This window comes from Streptomyces ficellus, assembly GCF_009739905.1.
Lineage (GTDB): Bacteria > Actinomycetota > Actinomycetes > Streptomycetales > Streptomycetaceae > Streptomyces > Streptomyces ficellus_A.
Window position 1 is genome coordinate 3,917,960 of sequence record NZ_CP034279.1, and the last position, 22,263, is coordinate 3,940,222.

Below are 22,263 nucleotides of genomic sequence, written 5' to 3' on the forward strand. Positions count from 1 at the left end.
ACAGGTCACCGTCCCGGAAGGCCGGCCGTCATGACCTCCTCCGCCACCGCCGTCATACCCCCGGTCCTCGCCGAAGTCGTCCGTTCGGGCTTCGTCGAGGGCCACCACCGGGGGTCGCTGGTCATCCTGGCCGCGGACGGCACCGTCGAGATGTCGGCCGGTGACCCGTCGGCCCCGGTCTTCCCGCGCTCGTCCAACAAGCCCATGCAGGCCGCGGCCCTGCTGCGGGCCGGCCTGGACCTGTCGGGGGAGCGGCTGGCGCTGGCCGCCGCGAGCCACTCCGGCGAGCCGTTCCACCTCGACCTCGCCCGCAAGATGCTCGCCGAGCACGGCTTCACCGAGGCCGACCTCCAGACCCCGCCCGACCTCCCGCTGGACCCGGTGGAGGCGGAGGCGTACCTGGCCGCCGGCCGCGTCCGGGAGCGGATCACCATGAACTGCTCGGGCAAGCACGCGGCGATGCTGGCCGCCTGCGCGGTGAACGGCTGGGACCCGGCCACCTACCTGGACCCGCGCCACCCCCTCCAGGAGCTGATCCTCGACGAGGTGCGGGCGGCGTCCGGCGAGGGCGTGCCCGCGGTCGGCACCGACGGGTGCGGTGCGCCGCTGATGGCCATCAGCCTGGTGGGCCTGGCCCGCGCCTTCCGCTCGTACGTGCTCGCCGAGCCGGGGACGCCGCAGCGGCGGGTCGCCGACGCGATGCGCGCCCACCCCGAGTACGTGGCGGGGACGCGGCGCCCGGACACCTGGCTGATGCGTGAGGTGCCGGGGACGCTGTCGAAGATGGGCGCCGAGGCGGTGCAGGCGGTCGCGCTGGCGGACGGCCGGGCCCTCGCGTTCAAGATCGACGACGGTTCCGGGCGGGCCCTGGGGCCGGTGCTGGCCCGGGCGCTGCGCATGCTGGACGTCGACGCGCCGGTGGTCGGCCGGATCGCGGACGTGCCGCTGCTGGGCGGCGGCGAGCGGGTGGGCGAGATCCGGGCCGCGTTCTGACGGAGGAGGCCGGGCGCTCCCGCGGGGCACCGCGGCATGCCGGGCCACGGAGGGGCGCCGCGGAAAACGGGGTGCGGGTGCGGGAGACGGGCCCCTAGCGTGACGCCCATGAGCGTCGACGTCCGCACGGTGACCGAGTCCGAGTTGGCCGACTGGCTGCGCGCCCGCCGCACCGGGTTCCTGGAGCCGCCCGTCGTGCCGGACGACGAGGTCGCCGAATGGCGGGCGCACATCGACCTCGCCCGTACCCGGGGGGCGTTCGACGAGGGGCGCTGCGTCGCCACGTACCGCTCGTTCCCGCAGGAGCTGACCGTCCCCGGGGGCGCGCGGGTCGCCGCGAACGGGGTGACCAGTGTGACCGTCTCGCCGACGCACCGGCGGCGCGGGCTGCTCAGCCGCATGATCGGGGCGGACCTCGCGGTGGCGAAGGAGCGCGGCGACGCGGTGGCGACGCTGATCGCCGCCGAGTACCCGATCTACGGGCGGTACGGGTTCGGCCCGGCCACCTGGACCACGGAGTGGACCGTCGACGTACGGCGGGCCGGTCTCGACCCGCGCTGGTCCGGCCCGGACGACGGCGGCAGGGTCGACCTGGTCGCGGTGGAGGAGATACGCAAGCTCGGCCCGGCTCTCCACGACCGGCTCCGGGCCGGACGGCACGGTGTGGTCAGCCGGGGCCGGCGCACCTGGGACGTCAGCACGGGCGCGCTGCGCCTGCCGGGCCGGCCGTGGACGGAGCCCTTCTACGCGACGTACCGCTCGGCGGCGGGGGACGTCGAGGGGTACATCGGCTACACCACCGACGAGACGTGGGAGCACAAGCAGCCGCTGTGCGGGGCGACCGTCCGCGACCTGATCGCCCTCACCCCGGCCGCCGAGCGCGCGCTGTGGCACTTCGTCTGCTCCATCGACTGGATGACCAAGGTGACCAGCGGTTTCCGCGCCCCGGACGACCTGCTGCCGCTGCTGCTGCCCGACCCGCGGGCGGCGCGCGTCACCACGCACGCCGACTTCCTGTGGGTGCGGATCCTCGACGTCGTGGGCGCCCTCGAGGCGCGTACGTACGCGGGGTCCGGCGCCCTCGTGCTGGAGCTGCGCGACCCGGCGGGCCTGGCGGGCGGCCGCTTCCGGCTGGACGCCTCGCCGCAGGGCGCCTCCTGCGCGCCGACCACGGCGGCGCCGGACCTGGTCATGGACGTGGCGGAGCTGGGGACGCTGTACCTGGGCGACGAGTCGGCGGTACGGCTCGCGGCCCTGGGGCGCGTGGAGGAGACGACCCCGGGCGCGGCCGCCACCGCGGACGCGCTCCTGCGCACCCCGCGCCGGCCGTGGTGCCCGGACGTGTTCTAGGGCGGTGTGCCGGGGCGGTCGTGGGGAGTGGTGCTTAAGGGGGCTGTCCGGACGTGCCGGGATCTGGCACCCTCGTCCTACCCCTGGCCCCCGACCCCCTGGCGGCAGACGTGTACGACGACCTGATCGACGTCATCGGCGGCACCGAGCACGTCCTGTTCGGCTTCGACGGACCCCTGTGCCGGTTGCGGGCCTCGTCGGCCGCGTGGCCCACGCCCTACGCCGACCCGCTGGTGCGGACCCTGGCCGCGGTGGGGACGGGGCTCGCCGTGGTGGGGGACACGCCCCCGGCCGCGGTGCGGGCGTACCTCACCGGGCGGGGGCTGACCGGCTGCTTCGGGCGGCACGTGTACGGCGGCGTGCCGGACGCGGTGACCGCGCTGGGCGCGCGGCCGGAGACGTCCCTGATGATCGGCGCCACGCCCGAGGAGCTGGTGGCCGCGCGGGACGCGGGTGTGCCCTTCCTCGGCCACGGCCGCGACGAGCGGCACGCCGCGCTGCTGCGCCGGGCCGGGGCGAGGTGGGCGGTGCCGTCGCTGGAGCCGGTGCTCGACGCAGTCCGCGCGGCGGCCCGGCTCTCAGCGCGTACGGAGACGGAACAGCGCTCCTGACAGGCCCACCGCGAGCGCGATGAGCCCGGCGCACCAGGCGAGTGCGAGCGCGGGGGCGGTGCCGACCGGCTGGTCGAGGAGGAGGCCCCGGAGCGATTCGATCACCGGGGTGACCGGCTGGTGGTCGGCGAAGCCGTGCAGCCAGGTCGGCATGGTGTCGATGGGGACGAAGGCGCTGCTGGGGTAGGGCAGGAACATCATGAAGAAGGTGAAGCCGCTCGCGGCCTCCGGGGTGCGGGCGAGCAGGCCGACCGCCGCCGAGAGCCAGGAGATGGCGAGGACGAAGGCGAGCAGGATGCCGAGGGCGGCGAGCCAGCCGGTGGCGGAGGCGGCGGGGCGGAAGCCGATGAGGAAGGCGACGCCGAGGACGAGGGCCGTCGACAGCAGGTTGCGGGCGGTGCTCGCGACGACGTGCGAGGCGAGGATCGGGGTCGCGCCGACGTCGAGGGAGCGGAAGCGGTCGACGATGCCTTCCTTCATGTCCTCGCTGACGCGGACGGCGGTGGTCGAGGAGCCGAAGCCGGCGCAGAGCAGGAGGACGCCGGGGACGACGTACGTCACGTACTGCGTGCCGGTGTCGATCGCGCCGCCGAAGAAGTAGACGAAGATCAGCATCAGCATGACCGGCAGGGCCAGTGCGGTGATGACGGCGTCGACGTTGCGGCGGCTGAGGCGGATGCCGCGGCCGGTGAGGGTGAGCGCGTGGGTGAGGGTGTCAGACATGGGCCGGCTCCTTGGCCGTCAGGGCGAGGAAGACGTCGTCGAGCGTGGCGCTGTGCACGCTGAGGCGGGCGATGTCGGTCCGGTGCGGGTCGAGTTCGTCGAGGAGGGCGCGTACGTGGGCGGCGGTGCCGTCCGTGGGGATGCCGAGGGTGAGGGCGTCCGGGTCGTGGTGGACGGCGCGGGGGCTCAGGCGGAGGTAGGCGTGCTCGTCCGTGGTGACGAGGTCCAGGCGGTGGCCCCCGACGCGGGACTTGAGCTCGTCGGCGGTGCCCTCGGCGACGAGCCGTCCGGCGTTGATCACGCCGATCCGGTCGGCCAGCCGGTCGGCCTCCTCCAGGTACTGGGTGGTGAGCAGGACCGTCGCGCCGCGTGCGGCGACCTCGGCGACCACGTCCCACAACTCGCGGCGGCTGCGCGGGTCGAGGCCGGTGGTCGGCTCGTCGAGGAAGACCACCTCGGGGTCGCCGACCAGCCCGGCGGCGAGGTCGAGGCGGCGTCGCATGCCGCCGGAGTAGGTGCCGGCGAGGCGGTGGCGGGCGTCGGTGAGGGAGAAGCGCTCGAGGAGTTCACCGGCGCGGCGGGCGGCGGCCGCGCGGGAGAGGCCTGACAGCCGGGCCATCATGCGCAGGTTCTCCTCGCCGGTCTGCATGGCGTCCACGGCCGCGAACTGCCCGGTCAGGCTGATGGCCCGGCGTACCCGGGCGCGGTCGGCGGCCACGTCGTACCCGGCGACCCGGGCCCGGCCGGCGTCGGCGCGGGTGAGCGTGGCGAGGATGCGGACGGTGGTGGTCTTGCCGGCTCCGTTGGGGCCCAGCAGGGCGTGGACGGTGCCGCGTCCGACGCGGAGGTCGATGCCGTCGAGAACGGTGACGTCGCCGTAGGACTTGCGGAGGCCGGTGGCCTCGATGGCCGGTTCCGGGGTTGGTGTGGCGTGGGCGCCGCTCATGGTGTTCCCCCTTCCGCGTGCTTCCGGTGAAGGTCACACGCGCTCCTATTACTGCGTATGGCATACGCGTTATTGCGTAAGAGTTACGCATTACTAGGATGGCGTCAAGCAGAAGGAGGCCGGGGGATGGACGACACGGACGGTACGGGGCTGCCGCCGAGCATCGAGGCCGCCTGGGGCCTGCGCGAACGGCCCGGCAAGGGGCCGAGGCCGGGGCTGAGCATCGACCGGATCGTCGGCGCGGCGGTCGACGTCGCGGGCGCCGAGGGGCTCGCGGCCGTCTCCATGGGCCGCGTCGCCAAGGAACTCGGCGCCTCGACGATGTCCCTGTACCGGTACGTCGCCGCCAAGGACGAGCTGTACCTCCTGATGGTGGACCGCGCCGTCGGCCCGCCGCCCCCGCCGCCCGCCCCCGGCACCGGCTGGCGCGAGGCGCTCACGGACTGGGCCTGGGCCCAGCGCGCCGCGCTCCGGCGCAACCTGTGGGCGCTGCGCGTCCCCATCACCGGACCGCCCATGACCCCGAACTCGGTGGCCTGGTGGGAGTGGGGGATGGTCGCCCTCGAGAACACCGGGCTCGACGAAGGTACGAAGATCTCGGTGATCGTGCTGGTCGGCGGCTACGTCCGCAGCGAGGCCGCACTCATGGCCGACATCGACGCCGCCATCCGCGCCACCGGCGACACGCCCCAGCAGGTCATGGCCCGCTACGGCCGCACGCTCCGCCGGCTGGCCGACCCCGACCGCTACCCGGCCGTCGCCCGCATGCTGGCAGCTGGCGTCCTGGACGAACCGGACACCCCCGACTACGAGTTCCGCTTCGGCCTGGAGCGGGTCCTGGACGGCGTGGGTCTGCTTATCGCGGGGGAGTGAGGTGGGGGTCGGGGGTGGTGGCCCGGAGGATGCCCCCGGCCGGGGCGGCCTGACCGGGGCGGTGGCCCGACCCAGCGGGCGAGCGCTGCCCGGGTGCGCGGGCCCGCCCTGACACGAGGGCCCAACCGGTCGGTGGGCGGGCGCCCTGGCGCGAGGGGCGACCGCGCGAGTGGCGGACGCGGCGGCCGTGTCCGTCGGCGGCGGAGCTAGCCGGTCAGACGGTGAGCACCACCTTGCCGAGCAGGGTGCGGTTCTCGATGGCCGTGTGGGCGTCGGCCGCCCGCTCCAGGGGGAACACGCCGCCGATCACCGGCCGCAGGCGCCCGTCCGCCGCCTGGGCGAGTGCCTGCCCGGCCAACCCGGTGTGCGTCTCCGCCGCCAGCCGCACGTCGTCGATGCCCAGCAGCCGCACACCCCGCCGCTCCGCCGCCGCCGGGTCGATCGCGGCGAAGCCACCGGTCGGCGCGCCGTGCGCGGAGAACCGTCCGCCGTCCGCCACGAGCGCGAACGCCGCCGCGCCCACCTCGCCGCCCACACCGTCGAACACCACGTCCGCCCCGGCGGGGCCGAGGGCGTCACGGGCGCGGCCGGCCCAGTCGGGGGCGCTCGTGTCGATCACCGCGTGGGCGCCGAGTTCGCGTACGAGCGCCGCTTTGCGCGCGCCGCGCGCGGTGCCGACGACGTGGGCGCCCGCCGCACGCGCGAGCTGGACCAGCAGGGTGCCCATGCCGCCGGACGCGCCGACGACGAGCACGGTCTCGGCGGGTTTCGGTCCGGTCGCGCCCATCAGCGCGAACGCCGTCACTCCGTCGTGGACGAGGGCCGCCGCGTCCGTGAACGCCAGCCCGTCCGGAACCGGCGTCAACCCGGCCGCGTCGGCGACGGCCCGCTCGGCGTACCCGCCGGTGACCCTGGTCGAGGCGACCACCCGGCGGCCCACCCACGCCGCGGCGTCGACGCCCGCGCCGACGGCCCGTACCGTACCGGCGATGCCGCCTCCGGGGACGTACGGCGGTTCGAGCGGGAAGTAGTCGCCGCCCCAGCCGGACCGCAACTGGGTCTCCAGGAAGATCGTGTCGATCGCGGCGACGTCCACCAGCACCTGGCCGGGGCCCGCCACCGGTTCCGGGACGTCCGCCGGGACCAGGACCTCCGGACCGCCGAACCGTACCGCCCGCACCGCGCGCATCGCACTCACACCCCTCCGCCCGCGGCCGTGATCCGGTCCGTCCGGCGCCCGCGGTACCGAGCCTCGGACGTCACGTGCGCTTGAGGTCAATGCCGTTGATCGCACAGGGACCGCCGCCCCCTCCTGAGGCGGCGGTCCCGGTCTCACCGGCCGGTCACCACATCACGGGCAACCGCTCCGGGATCCGCTTCATGAATCCCGTACGCCACACCAACTGCTCGATCGGCACGGCGAGCTGGAGGCCCGGCATCCGGTCGAGCACGGTCTCCAGGGCGATCTCGGCGTGCTTCTTGCCGAGCGCGGTCGCGGGACAGTAGTGGCGGCCGCCGCCGAAGGAGAGGTGGGCCGCGCTGTTGTCGCGCGTCAGGTCCACGGTGTGCGGGTCGGTGAACACCTCGGGGTCGAAGTTGGCGCCCTCGACGAGCACCAGGAGCAGCTCGCCCTTCTTCACCTCCACGTCCCCGAGCGTCACGTCCTCCAGGGCCAGGCGCGGCAGGCCGTCACCGATGGAGAGGTTGATCCGCAGCAACTCGTCGACGGCCGCCGGGATCTTGGTGCGGTCGGCGAGGAGTTCGGTCTTCAGCTCGGGATGCTGGATGAGGGAGACGAGGGCCATGGTCAGGAACCCGGCGGTGGAGATCACCCCGGCGCCGAACATGGTCACGCCGACCGTCGCGAGCATCTCGTCGGTGAGGTGTCCGTACTCCGGGTCGCCGCGCAGGGCCGCCAGTTCGGCCATCAGCCCGGTGGTCGCCGGGTCGTCCAGCCGCTCCACCATGTAGGCGATGTCGCGGTCCCAGTTGAGCTTGGCCCCGGCGATCGGGCAGGCGGAGTTCATGAACGCGATGTCCAGGCTGCGCATCAGGCGGGGCGCGTCCGCCTGCGGGATGCCGAGGATGTGGCAGTGCATGGCGGCGGAGTACGGGTCGGCGAACCCGGCGCGCAGGTCGCCGGGGGCGCCGTCGGCGAGGATGCGGTCGGCCAGGTCGGCGGCGGCCGACCGCATCCACTCGGTGAGCCCGGGCGCCTTCGGGTTGAGCGCCTTGAGGACGGCCTTGCGGAGGCCGGCGCCGGTGATGTTGCCCATGTTGTTGACGACCTCGGGCGGGATCGTCAGCGCGTACTGCCGGGGCACGCCCGGTGCCGAGGTGTCCTTGAGGCTGAAGCGCGGGTCCTCGAGGACCTGCTTGCACAGGGCGTGCGAGGACACCAGCCACGCCTCGTCGCCGGCGATGGTCCGCACCCGCTTGACCGGTTCCTTGCGCAGGAGTTCGACCTCGGGGGGAATGCGGTCGCCGCGCCAGGAGAACGGGAAGTCGAGGAGGTCGTCGGGCAGTGTCTCAACGGACATCGGAGGCGTCTCCTTCGGCGGCGTGCTGTGCGGGGGTCACGATGGCGTGCCCCTGGTTGCGCGAGGCGCGCAGCCCGGAGCCGCGCGAGTAGAGCAGCTCGGCCATGGGCAGCAGCTGGTGGTAGCAGTTGAGGGACGACGGCACGCCCAGGATGGCGGGGGTGTCCAGGAACAGCGGGGCCTCGGCGCGCACGTACTCGACGCACACCTCGCGCTGGCGGGCCGTGGGCGCGTTCCCGTGCAGGACCTTGGAGGAGAGGAAGGAGTCGATGAGCGCGTCGCAGGCGGCCCGGAAGTCCTGGTCGGTCTCCAGCCGGGTCTGTAGGTCCCGGCGTATCTCCCGGTAGGCCGGGTTGTCCAGGAACGCCGACATGGGCCGGCCGCGCAGGCGCCGCCCGTCCGGGTCGACGGCGGCGACGGCGCCCGTGACCTTGGCGCGTACGCCGCGCAGGTTCTTCACGGCCTTGCGGCGGGCGTCCTCGGCGGTGTAGCCGGACGCCTCGTACATCTCGGCCACATGGAGGTCGGTGTAGACGAAGTCGACCCGGTCGAAGTGGGCGAGGCCCCAGCGCGCCAGGTCGGTGACGCGCTGGGCGGAGAAATAGCTGTTGCCGGGCGAGACGCCGATCACGGCGTGGGCGCCTTCGGCGCGGATCACCTGGCAGTGGGCGGTGTAGGGCTGAACGGTGAACAGTCCGGCAGCGGTGCCGGTGTCCGGAGCGGTGAAGGGCCGAATCTCGAAGACGGTCTCAGTCGTCAACTGGGAAGTCCTTCGCATCGCTAGTCCCGATGGAGCCTCGTGCTCCTGGTGTGGCGACGACGCCGTGAAGTTAGCTTCCGACCACGGAGAGTGTCAACGAGAGGCTTGTCGTTACCCCTGTGTACACGCGGACTTACCCTTAGTGTCATCTCTTGTTCATCTTGTGCGCCGGTTTCGCCGGTTTCTGGGACGGTTCGCCCGCCCTCACTCCGGCTGCTGGAGCTCGACGACATGAGCCACCACGCAGCCGACGTTGTCCGGGCCGCCGGAGCCGTTGGCGAGCGCGACGAGGGCGCGTACCGCCTGCTCCGGCTCCGGGGCCTCGGCCAGCACCCGCTGGATCTCCCCGGCCGGGACGACGGTGGACAGGCCGTCGGAGCAGAGCAGATAGCGGTCCCCCGGCCGGGCGTCGTGCAGGCGCATCTCGGGAGTGCCGTCGACGCCGGGGCCCAGGGCCCTTACCAGCAGCGACCGTTGGGGGTGGGAGGTGGCTTCCTCCGGACTGAGGCGGCCCTCGTCGACCATCGTCTGCACCATGGTGTGGTCGTGCGTGATCTGGAACAGCTCTCCGTCGCGCAGAAGATGGGCGCGCGAGTCGCCGATGTGGACGAGGGCCAGCTGCGACCCGGTCCAGAGCATCGCGGTGAGCGTCGTGCCGGCCTCCTCGGGCGGACAGCCGGCCCGGCCCGACCCATCGGCACCATTGACCCCGTCGGCGCCGGCCATCCCGCCGGTGCTGGTGCCGGTGACGACGCCGCGCACGGCCTGCGCGGCCTGCTCGACGGCGTCTTCCAGGACGTTGAGGAGATCGCCCGCCGGTACGCCGGTGGTCTCGAGGTGCTTGAGCGCGTCGACGGCGGCGGCGCTCGCGGGGGCGCCCAGGGCGCCGAAGCCGTCGGCGACGGCCAGCAGGCGGGATCCGGCGTGGACGGTGTCCTGGTTGCTCTCGCGGACGAGGCCGGTGTCGGAAAGCGCGGCGTAACGGATTCCCAGGCGCTGGGCGGACGGGGGCATGGCAGGGTCCTTCCGTGACAGATGGTCGATGAGGAACGTGGCCAGGTCCCGCCGTGCGGCGGTGTCGGCTTCGGTCTCCGCCCAGAACGCCCGGACCTCCCGGGCCGCCGCGCCCGCGTCCAGCCCTCGGACGTGCTGGATACGGGCCAGCGGCATCCCCAGGCGCCGGAGCCAGGCGACCAGCCGGGCCTGGTCCAGTTGTTCCGGCGCGTACAGCCGGTAACCGGTCACCGGGTCGACCCGGGCCGGTGGCAGCAGGCCGAGTTCGTCGTACAGCCGCAGGGCCTTCGGCGACAGCCGGGACGCCTTCGCGAACGCCCCGATGGTCAGCAACCGCATGCTCGCTCCTCCCCGCGCCGGGCACCTCACCCGGCCCCACCGATGCTGCGGGCTTCCCCAGGGTGAAGGTCAACGGGGGGGCGGGGGAGCGGGGTTCGGGGCGGCCGGCCTGAGGTTGTCGGACCTGCGGTCCATACTCGTGCCGCGGTGCCGTCCGGGCATCGAAGTGCGAGGGGAGCGACATGGCCGAGGTGCTGGTCTTCCACCATGGACACGGGCTGACCGCCGGCGTTCGCGGTTTCGCCGAGGTGTTGCGGGGGGCCGGACACACCGTCCACGTTCCGGATCTGTACGAGGGGCGGGTGTTCGACAGCCTCGAGGAGGGCGCCGGCTACGCGGGGAGCGTCGGGTTCGGCACGATCATCGCGCGCGGGGCCGCCGTCGCGGAGGGGCTGCCCGCGGAGCTCGTCTACGTGGGCTTCTCGCTCGGTGTCCTGCCGGCGCAGAAGCTGGCCCAGACTCGCCCGGGCGCACAGGGTGCGTTGTTGCTCGAGGCGTGCGTCCCGGTCGCGGAGTTCGGCGCCGCCTGGCCCCGCGACGTCCCGGTTCAGATCCACGGCATGGACGCGGACCCGTTCTTCGCCGGGGAGGGCGACCGGGACGCCGCCCGCGCGGTCGTTGAGACGGTGACGGATGCCGAGCTGTTCCTCTACCCCGGCGACAGGCACCTGTTCACCGACAGCAGCCTGCCGTCCTACGACGAACAGGCCGCGATGCAGGTCAACCGTCGGGTGCTCGGCTTCCTCGACCGCATCGGGTAGGGATCGACGACGGTCCCGGTCCGAGTCGCGGGCACGTGGCGGGCGACACTATTGCAAGCGCTCGCTTGCAATAGTTAGCAAGTGGGTGCACCATCGAGAGCATGGCATCACTCAACGTCGGCAATCTCGGTGAGTACCTGCGCGAACAGCGGCGCACCGCGCAGCTGTCGCTGCGTCAGCTCGCCGATGCCGCCGGGGTGTCCAATCCGTATCTGAGCCAGATCGAGCGCGGACTGCGCAAGCCGAGCGCGGAGGTGCTCCAGCAGGTCGCCAAGGCGCTGCGGATCTCCGCCGAGACGCTGTATGTGCGGGCCGGGATCCTGGACGAGCGCGAGCGCGAGGAACTGGAGACGCGTGCCGTCATCCTCGCCGACCCGTCGATCAACGAGCGGCAGAAGCAGGTGCTGCTCCAGATCTACGAGTCGTTCCGCAAGGAGAACGGACTCGATACGGAGATGAAAGGTGCCGATCACATCACCGAGGACGGCACCTCACCCGAAGTCTGACTCTGCGATCCGGGAGGACCACAGTCGTGGCCATCATCGAAGAACTCCGCACGCCCCTCTACTTCGCCGCCGGTACGGCCGACCTCGCCGTGCAGCAGGCGAAGAAGGTTCCGGGCCTGATCGAGCAGATCGCCGCGGAGGCGCCCGCGCGCATCGACGCGGTCCGCAACAGCGACCCCAAGGCCGTGCAGGAGAAGGTGAGCACGCAGGCCAAGGAGGCCCAGGCCACCGTGCAGGCGAAGGTCACCGAGGTGCTCGGCTCCCTGGACACCGACCTGAAGAAGCTCGGCGAGAACGCCCAGAACCTGGCGCTGCGGAGCGTCGGCGTGGCGGCCGAGTACGCCGTCAGGGCGCGCGAGGCGTACGAGAAGGTCGCCGAGCACGGTGAGCAGGCCGTGAAGCAGTGGCGTGGCGAGGCCGCCGAGGAGATCAACGAGATCGCCATCGCCGTCGAGCCGGACCCCGAGCCGCGCGTCGAGGAGCCGAAGGCGGCGCAGACCTCGCAGGCGGCCGCCACGGCGCCGGACGCGAAGAAGGCCGCCACGGCCAAGAAGGCCCCCGCGCCGCGCAAGCCGGCCGCGAAGAAGTCCACGGCGTCGGACAGCTAGGCGCCGCTCCCCGAACGTGCCCGGCCCCGGCCTCCGCCCCTGCCACGGCCGGGCACATTCGGCGTGGCCGGGGCGTTGTACCGGTACCTTGGCCGCGAGGCGCTTCACTCACTGACTAGGCGGTGCTCAGCATGTTGCTCGCAGGATTCAGCACGTTCCTCTTTCTGCTCAACCTCGCCATGCTCCTGATCGCCGTGGTCGCCCTCTTCATCGCGGTGACGGCTCGCGAGGACGCCTATCGCGCCGCCGACAAGCAGACCAAGATGTTCTGGCTGATCATCCTGGGCGTCACGGTCGCGGTGAACCTGCTCGTCCCGATGTTGTTCCTCCAGATCGCCGGGCTCGTCGCGTCCATCGTGTTCATGGTCGACGTGCGCCCCGCGCTCCAGCAGGTGTCCGGCGGGGGCCGTCGTGGCCGCCGAGGCGGCGGTTCCAGCAGCGACGGCCCGTACGGCCCGTACAACGGCGGCCGGTAGGGCATGCCCCGGCCGAGTGACGACCGGAGGGGGCCGGCCCGCATCGGGCCGGCCCCCTCGGCGTGCGGTGGTTACTCCACCCAGATGTAAAGGGCGTACCGGTTGTTGCCGCCGGCCGGGGTGCAGTAGGCGGGGCCGACGTAGGAAGCCGCCAGCGAGCGGCAGGTCGACTCGGAGTACGTCCCGTCGTACTTCCAGTACCCGGGCACGGCCTGCGTCGTACTGGCCGCAACGGCTTGCGAGGGGGCGGCCTGGGCGACGGCGCCACCCGCCAGCACGGTGGTGCCCAGGGCCATGGCCGTGACCAACAGACGTGCACGCATGCGTCATCTCCTTGTGGGGTGGGACGGGTCTCCCGGACGGAGCCGGGCCGTGGACCGTTTCGTGGCCACGTCATCCACCCTGGGCCCCGGCGGCCGACCGGAACAGGGCAACGTGCCGTCCCGGACAGTCCGGACACGTCCCGCCTGGTCAGGGCATGTGCGGACACGCTGTCCGGGAGGCCGGACAGGCGCCGTTGTCCTCCCGCCGGGTCATGCGTTACCTCTGGGCGGATGGACGAGGGTGACAAGGCGTACGAGGCGTACGAGACGTACGAAGACCACGTGGAGCAGCCCGGGCGCTTGGCCGGCGCCGCAGAGTTCACGGCGGCGTTACGGGCGCTGAAAGCGCGGTCCGGACTGACGCTGCGGGAGCTGGAGAACCGGGCCGCCGAACGCGGCGACGTCCTGCCCCGGAGCACCGTCGCCGACATGCTGCGCAAACCGAGCCTGCCGCGCCCCGACCTGCTGGCGGCGTTCGTGCGCGCCTGCGGTCAGGGCGACCGGTTGCCGGAATGGATGGGCGCCTGGAAGCGCCTGTCCTTCGCGGAAGGGGCGGACGGGGCGGAAGGGGCGGACGGAGCGGACGGAGCGGACGGCGCGGAGGGTACGGAGCGTTCGGCGCGGGGAGGGAGCGGCGGGCCGCCCGGCCGTCGGCTCCGGGGGCTTCCGGCCCTGGTCGCCGCCGCAGTCCTGTGCGCCGGCCTCACCGGCCTGTGGCTGGTGGCCGGCGACCCGGACGGCACCGTCCCGCGTGAGCCCCGCGCCGCCCGCCCGGAACTCCTGCCGCTGACGTCGGCCGGGACCTGGGCCCGCATCCGCCCCGCCCGGCCGGCCGGGCTGTGCCTCACGGCCGGGCGTGAGCGTTCCGGACGGTACCGGTCCGAGGTGGCGGTCCAGCGGCCCTGCGCCGAACCGGGGCCACGGACCTTCCTCCACCCCGTCGAGAACGGCCTGACCAGCATCAAGTGGGAGCACCCGGTCGACAAGGGCATGGGCTGCCTCACCATCCTCGACAGCGGCCCCGCCCAGGGACTGGTCGAGCCGCAGGAGGACTGCCGGGCCGGGGACGACGCCCAGCTCTTCCGGATCGAGCGGTTCGGCCCCGGCGCCACGGCCCAGGGCTACCGCCTGCGCCGGGCGCACACGGACCTGTGCCTCGGCATGCGCGAAGGCGTCGCCCCCGTCGCCCCCGCCCGCTCCGCCGCGGTCGGGGCCGAGGCCGTACAGCAGCCGTGCGGCAACGGGCCGGCCCAGCGCTTCCTCGTCGAGCTCATCCCGGGCACCGCGGGCCCGGGTTAGCAGGGCCCGGAGACCCCCTGCCCTAGCCGCGGCGGCGGGCGCGGCGCCGGCCGGGGGCGGTCGCCGGCGTGCCGGGGTGATCGGCCGTCGTGCGGTCGGCCGTCGTACGGTCGCGTGCGAGCAGCAGCACGGCGACGTCGTCCGTCAGCTCACCGCCGTTCAGCTCCCGTACCTCCGCCACCGCGGCCTCCAGCAGCTCCTCGCCGCCCAGGCCCGCCGACAGCTGGCGGTTGATCATCTCGACCATGCCGTCCTGGCCGAGCCGCGGCGAGTCCGGGCCCGCCGAGCGGCCCTCGATGAGGCCGTCCGTGTACATCATCAGGCTCCACGAGCCGCCCAGCTCCACCTGGCGGCGCGGCCAGCGGGCGCGCGGCAGCAGACCGAGGGCGGGGCCGCCGTCCTCGTACGGCAGGAGCTGCGCCGCCCGGCCGCTGCGGGCGATCAACGGCGAGGGGTGACCCGCCAGGCACAGCCCGGCGCGGCGCCCGTCCGGCGCGATGTCGACCGTGCACAGGGTCGCGAAGATCTCCTCGTTGTCCCGCTCGTGCTCCAGCACTTGCTGGAGCGTCGACAGCAGTTCGTCCCCGCACAGCCCCGCGAGCGTCAGCGCCCGCCACGCGATGCGCAGCTCGACGCCGAGCGCGGCCTCGTCCGGTCCGTGCCCGCACACGTCACCGATCATGGCGTGCACGGTGCCGTCCGGCGTGCGGACGGTGTCGTAGAAGTCGCCGCCCAGCAGCGCGCGCGAGCGGCCCGGCCGGTAGCGGGCGGCGAACCGCAGGTCGGAGCCCTGGAGCAGCGGCGTGGGCAGCAGGCCCCGCTCCAGGCGGGCGTTCTCCTGGGCGCGCAGCCGTGACTCGGCCAGCTTCACCTGCACCGAGTCGGCCCGCTTGCGTTCCACGGCGTACCGGATGGCCCGGATGAGCAGCGGTCCGTCCAGTTCCTCGCGGCACAGGTGGTCCTGCGCCCCGGCGCTCACCGCGGCGGCGGCCAGTTCGGCGTCGCCCGACGGGGTCAGGGCCAGGACCGCGTGGCGCGGCGCGAGGCGCAGCACGTGGTGCAGGGGCGTCAGCGGGTCGTCGTCGGGGCGGCAGGAGGGCAGCGCGAGGTCGACGAGCACGCAGTGCACGTCATCGGTGAGCAGCCGCTCGGCCTCGGTGAGGTTGCGGGCGGTACGCATCTTGACCCGGCTGCCGGACGCGTCGACCAGCTCCGGAACGGTGAACGTGCCCGCCGGATCGTCCTCGATCACCAGGAGGACGAGGTCCGAGACGGCGGCGGAGGTGGTCCCTGCGACCGCGGCCCGGCTCGGACTGCTCACCCTCTGTCGCGGTACGGGTACGGGCATCGGTTGGTTTCCTTCCCTCCCCCCGAGGGCACGATGGCGCGTCGGACGACGCACCACCGACGGGGACCATAGCGGTCCGCGGTGGCCGAACGGAATGGCGATCGACGAAGAGCCGATGGCATATGCCGCGCAGTGGGAGGTAGTTGGGCACCGGGTCATGACGAACGTCACGCGCCAGGTGTTGGGCCGGTCACATCCCGGACGTATCCGGCGGGCTGCGGCCGGTTGGGGTACGGCGCGCACACCGCGCCGCGGGCGGCTCGGGGGACGGTGGCCCCGGCCGCCCTGGGCGGCGCCCGCACCCGTACCGCCCGGCCCGTACCCCGTACACCGCACGCCCGCGCCCGCAGGCCCGTACACCGCAGGCCCGCGCCCGCAGGCCCGCGCCTACCGCGCCCCGCTCACTTGTCCGGGCGTACGACTCCGAGGATGGCCATCGAGCCCGCGCCGGCGACGGTGACGTCACGTCCCGGGCGGGGCGCGTGGATGATGGCGCCGTCACCGATGTAGAGGCCGACGTGGCTGGCGTCGGCGTGGTAGATGATCAGGTCGCCGGGGCGCATGTCCTCGACGGCGATCCTGGGCAGCAGCCGCCACTGCTCCTGCGAGGTGCGGGGGATCCCGGTACCGGCGGCCGCCCACGCCTGCGAGGTCAGTCCCGAGCAGTCGTACGAGCCCGGGCCCTCCGCGCCCCACACGTACGGCTTGCCGAGCTGGGCCGTGGCGAACGCGATCGCCTTCTTGCCCTCGGGGCTCGCGCCGCCGGCGACGTCCTTGAGCACACCGGAGCCGAGCCACGCCGTCTGGGCCCTGGCCTGCTCGTCCTGTTCCATCCGCAGCAGCCGCTCGCGTTCCGCGGTCTCCAGCTGGGACTCCAGCTTCTTCGCCGCGGCGATCTTGGTCTCTATCTGCTTCTTCGTCTTCGCCTGCTGGATCCGGTTGGCCTCGAGCCGGGTCCAGTGCGCGCTGGCGTCCTTGGTGTACGCCTCCAAGTCGTCCTGCCGCTGCTTCAGTTCGGCGAGCAGGTCCTTGGTGGCCTTCTGGCCCTGCTGGAGGCGGCCGACCCCGTTCAGGAAGAGCTGCGGGTCGTCGGTGAGGACGAGCTTGGCCTCGTCGGGGATGCCGCCGTTGCGGTACTGGGCGCGGGCGGCCGCGCCGGCCCGGTTCTTCAGGTCCTCGATCCGGGCCTGGCCGTCCACGATCGCCTGCGCCAGTCTGACGATCTCGGCCGACTGCTTCTTCGCCCGTTCGTCGGCGAGGTTGTACGCGTCGGTGGCGGAGGCCGCCTGGCGGTAGAGGGTGTCGATCTCCCGCCGTACCTGCTCCAGGCTCTTGCCGGACGGGTGGGCGGAAGGCGTGGGCGCGGGTGCCGGTGTCGTGACCGGTGGGGTGGGCGCGGCGAACGCCGCCTGGGCCGGTGACGCCAGCACGGTCAGAGCGCAGACCACGGTGATCGCGGCGGTGGCACAGCGGCGTCGGTTCACGGACTCCCCCATCTCCCCATCTGATTTACCGTCAGTAACTTTGGGTGCCGTCCGAGATGGTGCCACGGCGGTGACGAAAACGACAGAGCCGCACCCACTGGTGTGGGACGATAGATCGCGCGCGGGCGTTCCGTACCGGTGTGCTTCAGTACGAACCCGGTGCCAGCGCCGCCCACCGCACCGTCAGTTCGCCCTGCCGCCACCGCCGTCGGCCGTCCGCCAGCGGCCAGTCGGCCGCCAGGTCCCGTGCCGCCCGGATCCACCGCTGCCGGGCACCCAGCGAGGCGAACGGAGCCGCCGCCGCCCACGCCCGGTCGAAGTCCCGCAGGAACGCGTGCACCGGCTCACCCGGCACGTTCCGGTGGATCAGCGCCTTCGGCAGCCGCTCCGCCAGGTCCGACGGCCGCTCCAGCGACCCCAGCCGCGTCGCGAACGTCACCGTCCGCGGCCCCTCGGGACCCAGCGCCACCCACACGTGACGCCGCCCGATCTCGTCGCACGTCCCCTCCACCAGCAGCCCGCCCGGCGCGAGCCGCGCGCACAGCCGCGCCCACACCGCGGCGACCTGCTCCTCGTCGTACTGGCGCAGTACGTTCGCCGCCCGGATCAGTGCCGGGGCGCCGTCCACCGGGACCTCGAACCCGCCGTGCACGAAGGTGAGCCCCTCGCGCGCGTGCCGCTGGGCGGCGGCAACCCGGGCGGGGTCGATCTCCACGCCCACGACCCGGGTGCGGGGGTCCGCGTCGGCGCGCAGCCGCTGGAGCAGCTCCACCGCGGTCCAGGGCGCGGCCCCGTACCCGAGGTCGACCGCCGTGGGCGGGTCGTCGGCGCGGCGCAGGGCCGGCCCGTGGACGGCGGCGATCCAGCGGTCCATGCGGCGCAGCCGGTTGGGGTTGGTGGTCCCGCGGGTCGGGGTGCCGACGGGGCGGGTGGTGCGCGGGGCCATGGGCACGAGGGTAAGCGGTTCCCCACAGCCGCCGGGACGGCCACCGGTACGGCCACCTACGAGGACCACACCCGCGGCACGGACCGCCACGCGTAATGAATTGGCAAAGCGGAAATGCGACGGCCGCCTCCGCTGTTGTCGCCCTGAGGAGGGCCGTACGCACCGCCGCGCGCGTGTCCTCCTCTCGCCATGCCCTGCTGTGCCCCGCCAAGCCCGCTCTGCGGAAGGACGCCGACGTGAGCCAGTACGTGTCCCGGTTCGCCGGCACCCTGGCCGGGCAGCACCGGGCCGCCGGTCACCGGCCGGCCCCGCCGCACCGGCTCCGGCTGCCCGGGCGGGCGCGGGTGCCACGGCGGGTCGCCATGCTCAGCGTCCACACCTCCCCGCTGCACCAGCCCGGCACGGGCGACGCCGGCGGCATGAACGTCTACATCGTGGAGCTGGCCAAGCGGCTGGCCGCGATCAACATCGAGGTCGAGATCTTCACCCGGGCCACCGCCGGCGGGCTGCCCCCGGCCGTGGAGCTCGCACCGGGCGTGCTCGTACGGCACGTGGACGCCGGGCCGTACGAGGGGCTCGCCAAGGAGGAGCTGCCCGCCCAGCTGTGCGCCTTCACCCATGGCGTCATGCGGGCGTGGGCGCAGCACCGGCCCGGCCACTACGACCTGGTCCACTCGCACTACTGGCTCTCCGGCCACGTCGGCTGGCTCGCCGCCGAACGGTGGGGCGTGCCGCTCGTGCACGCCATGCACACCATGGCGAAGGTCAAGAACGCGGCGCTCGCGCAGGGCGACACCCCCGAACCGCCGGCCCGGGTGATCGGCGAGACGCAGATCGTGCGCGCCGCCGACCGGCTCATCGCCAACACGGCGGGCGAGGCGGACGAGCTGGTCCACTTCTACGAGGCGGAACCGTCGAAGGTCGCCGTCGTGCACCCCGGCGTGAACCTCGACCGGTTCCGGCCGGCCGACGGGCGGGCCGCCGCCCGCGCCCGGCTGGGGCTGCCGGCCGACGCGTTCATCCCCGTCTTCGCCGGCCGCATCCAGCCCCTGAAGGCGCCCGACATCCTGCTGCGGGCGGCCGCCCTGCTGCTGGAGGAGGACCCCTCCCTGCGGTCCCGGATGCTCGTCCCGGTCGTCGGCGGGCCCAGCGGCAGCGGCCTCGCCAAGCCCGAGGGCCTCCAGAAGCTGGCCGCGCGCCTCGGCATCGCCGACGTCGTCCGCTTCCACCCGCCCGTGGGCCAGGAGCGGCTCGCCGACTGGTTCCGGGCGGCGTCCGTCCTCGTCATGCCCTCGTACAGCGAGTCCTTCGGGCTGGTCGCCATCGAGGCGCAGGCCGCCGGCACACCGGTCGTCGCCGCGTCGGTGGGCGGGCTTCCGGTGGCGGTACGGGACGGCTCGACCGGCTTCCTGATAAAGGGTCACGACCCGGCGGACTACGCGGCCGCGCTGCGCCGGTTCGTCACCGACCCCGCGCTGACCGGCCGCCTGGGCGAGGCCGCGGCCCGGCACGCCGGGGCGTTCGGCTGGGAGACGGCCGCGTCGGGGACGGCGGAGGTGTACACCGCGGCCATGCACGAACACCGCCGTGGCGTACGCTCGCGTCATGGCTGACGCCCGGAAGATCATCGAGTCCGCGCTGACCGACGCCGAGCTGACGTGGGAGTCCCCCGAGCCCGGCTCGTACGTCGTCACCCTTCCCGGTACGCGCAAGCTGTCCACCACGCTGTCGCTGCGGCTGGGCAGGCACTCCCTGTCGCTGAACGCGTTCGTGATCCGGCACCCCGACGAGAACGAGGCGGGCGTCCACCGCTGGCTGCTGGAGCGGAACCTGCGGCTGTACGGGGTGGCGTACGCGATCGACGGCCTCGGCGACATCTACCTGGCCGGCAAGCTGCCGCTGTCCGCGGTCACCCCTGAGGAGCTGGACCGGGTGCTCGGCTCGGTCCTGGAGGCGGCGGACGGGGCGTTCAACACGCTCCTGGAGCTGGGTTTCGCGTCGGCGATCCGCAAGGAGTACGCCTGGCGCGTCGCCCGCGGCGAATCCACCCGCAACCTGGACGCGTTCAGCCACCTGACCCGCCCGGAGAAGCGGGAGAAGTGAGCCGGGGCGTACGCCTCGGCTCGTCCCGGTGCCTCAGGTGGTGACCGTCTCCGGCGCGGCGGGCGTCTTCACCGCCGTCGGGGACGCGTCCACGGCCTGCGCACCGTCCTCCGCCGGCAGGTTCCGCATCAGCAGCCAGTAGCCGAGCCCGGCCACCGTGCCCAGGACCGCGCACGCGCCCCACAGCCACGACGCCCCGTACCGGTCGATGACCCAGCCGGACATCAGCGGCGCGACCAGCGCGGCCACCGACCACGACATCGCGTACATGCCCTGGTAGCGGCCGCGTCCGTGCACCGGCGACAGCCGCACCACCAGGCTCGTCTGCGTGGGGGCGTTGACGATCTCGGCGAGCGTCCACACGCACACGGTCAGCGCGTACACGCCGACCGACCCCGCGAAGGCCGTGAGCCCGAAGCCGTACCCGGCCAGCAGGGAGGACAGGATCAGCAGCCGGCGCGGATCGCGGTGCTCGATGAAGCGCGTGACCGGGATCTGGAGCGCCACGATGAGGACGCCGTTCACCGCCAGCGCCAGACCGAAGTCCGCCGCGTCGAACCCGTCCGCGCCCATGGCCACCGGGAGCCCCACGTACCCCTGCTGGAATATCAGCGACACCAGGAACGACAGGCCGACCACGCCCATGAACCGCCCGTCGCGCAGCACCGTCCCGAGCCCCGCCTCGACGCTCGCGGCCTTCCCGGCGGCGGAGCCCGGGCGTGCGGGCGGGTCCTGCGCCGGGCGGGACTCGGGAAGTTTGACGTAGACCAGCACCGCGCAGACCAGGGTCAGCACGGCCTCGCCGAGGAAGCCGGCGAGGTAGCTGTACTCGGCGATGAAACCGGCGGCCGCCGTCGAGACGGCGAAACCCAGGTTGATCGCCCAGTAGTTCAGCGAGAACGCCCGCACCCGGTCCTCGGGGCGGACGATGTCGGCCATCATCGCCTGCACGGCGGGCCGCGAGGCGCTCGACGCCGCGCCCACGAGGAACGCGACGGCCGCGATCGCCACCGGGTGGTGCATGAAGCCGAGGAGGGCGACCGACAGGGCCGTCGCCACCTGGGCGACCAGCATCGTGGGGCGGCGCCCCAGCCGGTCGGTCATCACCCCCGCGCCCAGCGACGACACCACGCCGCCGAGCCCGTGGAGGGCGGCGACCAGACCGGCGTACGAGGCCGAGTACCCCCGCTCCAGGGTCAGGTACAGGGCCATGAACGTGGCGACGAAGGCGCCGAGCCGGTTGATCAGCGTGCTGGTCCACAGCCACCAGAAGGCCCGTGGAAGACCCGACACGGTCTCCGTCGCCGCCCGTTTGAGCGTGCCCATGGACATGCGTACCCCCCGTAAGTGCCCGACCCGGTGCCCGGACATTACAAGCGCGCCGTTCCCGCGGGCCAGTCAATTGACGGGGACCGTCAAGTGTCATCGGCGTCCATTAATCTCGTACGCATGGCCGACGCACCGTACAAGCTGATCCTCCTCCGCCACGGCGAGAGCGAATGGAACGCGAAGAACCTGTTCACCGGCTGGGTGGACGTCAACCTCACCGAGAAGGGCGAGAAGGAGGCAGTCCGCGGCGGTGAGCTGCTCAAGGACGCCGGTCTGCTTCCCGACGTGCTGCACACCTCGCTCCAGAAGCGCGCGATCCGCACCGCGCAGCTCGCCCTGGAGTCCGCCGACCGCCACTGGATCCCGGTCCACCGCTCCTGGCGCCTGAACGAGCGGCACTACGGCGCGCTCCAGGGCAAGGACAAGGCGCAGACGCTCGCCGAGTTCGGCGAGGAGCAGTTCATGCTGTGGCGCCGCTCCTACGACACCCCGCCGCCGGTCCTCGCCGACGACAACGAGTACTCCCAGGCGAACGACGCCCGGTACGCCACGATCCCGCCGGAGCTGCGCCCCCGCACGGAGTGCCTCAAGGACGTCGTCGTCCGCATGCTGCCGTACTGGTACGACGGCATCGTTCCCGACCTCCTGGCCGGCCGCACGGTCCTCGTCGCCGCCCACGGCAACAGCCTGCGCGCCCTGGTCAAGCACCTGGACGGCGTCTCCGACGCCGACATCGCGGGCCTGAACATCCCGACCGGCATCCCGCTCGCCTACGAGCTGGACGCCGACTTCAAGCCGCTCAAGCCGGGCGGCACCTACCTGGACCCCGAGGCGGCCAAGGCGGCCATCGAAGCGGTCAAGAACCAGGGCAAGAAGTAGCAGCACCCCCCGGACAGGCCTCCCGGCCGCGGTATCCCCGCGGACCGGAGGC

General features: G+C 73.4%; 23 protein-coding genes. 12 read left to right on the forward strand and 11 right to left on the reverse strand.

Translation table 11 applies throughout. The annotated features are described in order from the left end of the window. Positions 1-30 precede the first annotated feature (30 nt). The 3 genes from EIZ62_RS17500 (at position 31) to EIZ62_RS17510 (ending at position 2,954) form a co-directional block, all read left to right on the forward strand. Entirely contained in the window at positions 31-993 is a 963-nt protein-coding gene (locus EIZ62_RS17500) for an asparaginase (RefSeq protein WP_156693587.1), read from the forward strand. A 108-nt stretch (positions 994-1,101) separates the two neighbouring features. Then, complete coding sequence (locus tag EIZ62_RS17505; protein WP_156693588.1) at positions 1,102-2,343, forward strand: GNAT family N-acetyltransferase; 1,242 nt, start codon at positions 1,102-1,104, stop codon at positions 2,341-2,343. A 53-nt stretch (positions 2,344-2,396) separates the two neighbouring features. Further along, the gene (locus tag EIZ62_RS17510; RefSeq protein WP_244375755.1) at positions 2,397-2,954 is read left to right on the forward strand and encodes an HAD family hydrolase; all 558 of its coding nucleotides are present in this window, start codon (positions 2,397-2,399) and stop codon (positions 2,952-2,954) included. Here EIZ62_RS17510 and EIZ62_RS17515 read toward each other — a convergent pair. Both EIZ62_RS17515 and EIZ62_RS17520 read right to left on the reverse strand, forming a co-directional pair. Further along, positions 2,922-3,677: an ABC transporter permease gene (locus EIZ62_RS17515; protein WP_156693589.1), complete on the reverse strand. Its 756-nt coding sequence runs from the start codon at positions 3,675-3,677 to the stop codon at positions 2,922-2,924. The two genes, EIZ62_RS17510 and EIZ62_RS17515, sit on opposite strands and share 33 nt — an antisense overlap. Next, positions 3,670-4,623 (reverse strand): ATP-binding cassette domain-containing protein, encoded by a 954-nt coding sequence (locus EIZ62_RS17520; protein WP_156693590.1) that lies wholly within the window; start codon positions 4,621-4,623, stop codon positions 3,670-3,672. Before EIZ62_RS17520 ends, EIZ62_RS17515 begins: the two co-directional genes overlap by 8 nt. A gap of 126 nt (positions 4,624-4,749) precedes the next feature. Between EIZ62_RS17520 and EIZ62_RS17525 the strand changes: the two genes are divergently transcribed. Then, positions 4,750-5,496 carry a TetR/AcrR family transcriptional regulator gene (locus EIZ62_RS17525; protein ID WP_244375757.1) on the forward strand — a complete coding sequence of 249 codons (747 nt, stop codon included), beginning with the start codon at positions 4,750-4,752 and terminating at the stop codon, positions 5,494-5,496. A gap of 214 nt (positions 5,497-5,710) precedes the next feature. Here EIZ62_RS17525 and EIZ62_RS17530 read toward each other — a convergent pair whose 3' ends face one another. From EIZ62_RS17530 to EIZ62_RS17545, 4 genes are all read right to left on the reverse strand, one after another. Further along, positions 5,711-6,685 carry a zinc-binding dehydrogenase gene (locus EIZ62_RS17530; protein ID WP_156696456.1) on the reverse strand — a complete coding sequence of 325 codons (975 nt, stop codon included), beginning with the start codon at positions 6,683-6,685 and terminating at the stop codon, positions 5,711-5,713. Between the two features lie 154 nt (positions 6,686-6,839). After that, positions 6,840-8,036, reverse strand: coding sequence for a cytochrome P450 (locus tag EIZ62_RS17535; RefSeq protein WP_156693592.1), 1,197 nt, complete (start codon positions 8,034-8,036; stop codon positions 6,840-6,842). Next, complete coding sequence (locus EIZ62_RS17540; RefSeq protein ID WP_244375759.1) at positions 8,026-8,796, reverse strand: cyclodityrosine synthase; 771 nt, start codon at positions 8,794-8,796, stop codon at positions 8,026-8,028. The genes EIZ62_RS17535 and EIZ62_RS17540 overlap by 11 nt, the downstream gene beginning before the upstream one ends. A 204-nt stretch (positions 8,797-9,000) precedes the next feature. Beyond that, the gene (locus EIZ62_RS17545) at positions 9,001-10,149 is read right to left on the reverse strand and encodes a MerR family transcriptional regulator (RefSeq protein ID WP_156693594.1); all 1,149 of its coding nucleotides are present in this window, start codon (positions 10,147-10,149) and stop codon (positions 9,001-9,003) included. Positions 10,150-10,331: 182 nt separating this feature from the next. On the opposite strand from EIZ62_RS17545, the gene EIZ62_RS17550 reads away from it, so the two are divergent. From EIZ62_RS17550 to EIZ62_RS17565, 4 genes are all read left to right on the forward strand, one after another. After that, the gene (locus EIZ62_RS17550; RefSeq protein WP_156693595.1) at positions 10,332-10,910 is read left to right on the forward strand and encodes a dienelactone hydrolase family protein; all 579 of its coding nucleotides are present in this window, start codon (positions 10,332-10,334) and stop codon (positions 10,908-10,910) included. Between the two features lie 101 nt (positions 10,911-11,011). Continuing rightward, the gene (locus EIZ62_RS17555) at positions 11,012-11,416 is read left to right on the forward strand and encodes a helix-turn-helix domain-containing protein (protein WP_156693596.1); all 405 of its coding nucleotides are present in this window, start codon (positions 11,012-11,014) and stop codon (positions 11,414-11,416) included. Between the two features lie 26 nt (positions 11,417-11,442). Continuing rightward, on the forward strand, positions 11,443-12,024 hold the full coding sequence (locus tag EIZ62_RS17560) for a hypothetical protein (RefSeq protein WP_156693597.1): 582 nt from the start codon (positions 11,443-11,445) through the stop codon (positions 12,022-12,024). Positions 12,025-12,155: 131 nt separating this feature from the next. After that, positions 12,156-12,500, forward strand: coding sequence for a DUF2516 family protein (locus EIZ62_RS17565; RefSeq protein ID WP_156693598.1), 345 nt, complete (start codon positions 12,156-12,158; stop codon positions 12,498-12,500). A gap of 71 nt (positions 12,501-12,571) precedes the next feature. Here EIZ62_RS17565 and EIZ62_RS17570 read toward each other — a convergent pair whose 3' ends face one another. Then, positions 12,572-12,823, reverse strand: a complete 252-nt coding sequence (locus EIZ62_RS17570; protein ID WP_156693599.1) for a hypothetical protein — start codon at positions 12,821-12,823, stop codon at positions 12,572-12,574. Positions 12,824-13,054: 231 nt separating this feature from the next. On the opposite strand from EIZ62_RS17570, the gene EIZ62_RS17575 reads away from it, so the two are divergent. Next, positions 13,055-14,122, forward strand: coding sequence for an RICIN domain-containing protein (locus tag EIZ62_RS17575; RefSeq protein WP_156693600.1), 1,068 nt, complete (start codon positions 13,055-13,057; stop codon positions 14,120-14,122). A 22-nt stretch (positions 14,123-14,144) separates the two neighbouring features. Here EIZ62_RS17575 and EIZ62_RS17580 read toward each other — a convergent pair whose 3' ends face one another. The 3 genes from EIZ62_RS17580 to EIZ62_RS17590 all read right to left on the reverse strand — a co-directional run bounded on the left by EIZ62_RS17580 (position 14,145) and on the right by EIZ62_RS17590 (position 17,900). Then, positions 14,145-15,470, reverse strand: coding sequence for a PP2C family protein-serine/threonine phosphatase (locus tag EIZ62_RS17580; protein WP_156693601.1), 1,326 nt, complete (start codon positions 15,468-15,470; stop codon positions 14,145-14,147). Positions 15,471-15,871: 401 nt separating this feature from the next. Further along, the gene (locus tag EIZ62_RS17585) at positions 15,872-16,954 is read right to left on the reverse strand and encodes a C40 family peptidase (protein ID WP_156693602.1); all 1,083 of its coding nucleotides are present in this window, start codon (positions 16,952-16,954) and stop codon (positions 15,872-15,874) included. A gap of 145 nt (positions 16,955-17,099) precedes the next feature. Continuing rightward, positions 17,100-17,900 (reverse strand): class I SAM-dependent methyltransferase, encoded by an 801-nt coding sequence (locus EIZ62_RS17590; RefSeq protein ID WP_156693603.1) that lies wholly within the window; start codon positions 17,898-17,900, stop codon positions 17,100-17,102. A 236-nt stretch (positions 17,901-18,136) separates the two neighbouring features. On the opposite strand from EIZ62_RS17590, the gene mshA reads away from it, so the two are divergent. Together mshA and EIZ62_RS17600 are read left to right on the forward strand one after the other, a co-directional pair. Further along, on the forward strand, positions 18,137-19,513 hold the full coding sequence (mshA, locus tag EIZ62_RS17595; protein ID WP_156693604.1) for a D-inositol-3-phosphate glycosyltransferase: 1,377 nt from the start codon (positions 18,137-18,139) through the stop codon (positions 19,511-19,513). Then, complete coding sequence (locus EIZ62_RS17600) at positions 19,506-20,003, forward strand: type III secretion system chaperone family protein (RefSeq protein WP_156693605.1); 498 nt, start codon at positions 19,506-19,508, stop codon at positions 20,001-20,003. The genes mshA and EIZ62_RS17600 overlap by 8 nt, the downstream gene beginning before the upstream one ends. A gap of 33 nt (positions 20,004-20,036) precedes the next feature. Here the strand turns inward: EIZ62_RS17600 and EIZ62_RS17605 are convergent, their stop codons facing one another. After that, positions 20,037-21,335: an MDR family MFS transporter gene (locus tag EIZ62_RS17605; protein ID WP_156693606.1), complete on the reverse strand. Its 1,299-nt coding sequence runs from the start codon at positions 21,333-21,335 to the stop codon at positions 20,037-20,039. Positions 21,336-21,452: 117 nt separating this feature from the next. Between EIZ62_RS17605 and EIZ62_RS17610 the strand changes: the two genes are divergently transcribed. Next, on the forward strand, positions 21,453-22,211 hold the full coding sequence (locus tag EIZ62_RS17610; RefSeq protein ID WP_156693607.1) for a phosphoglyceromutase: 759 nt from the start codon (positions 21,453-21,455) through the stop codon (positions 22,209-22,211). Positions 22,212-22,263: the final 52 nt, after the last annotated feature.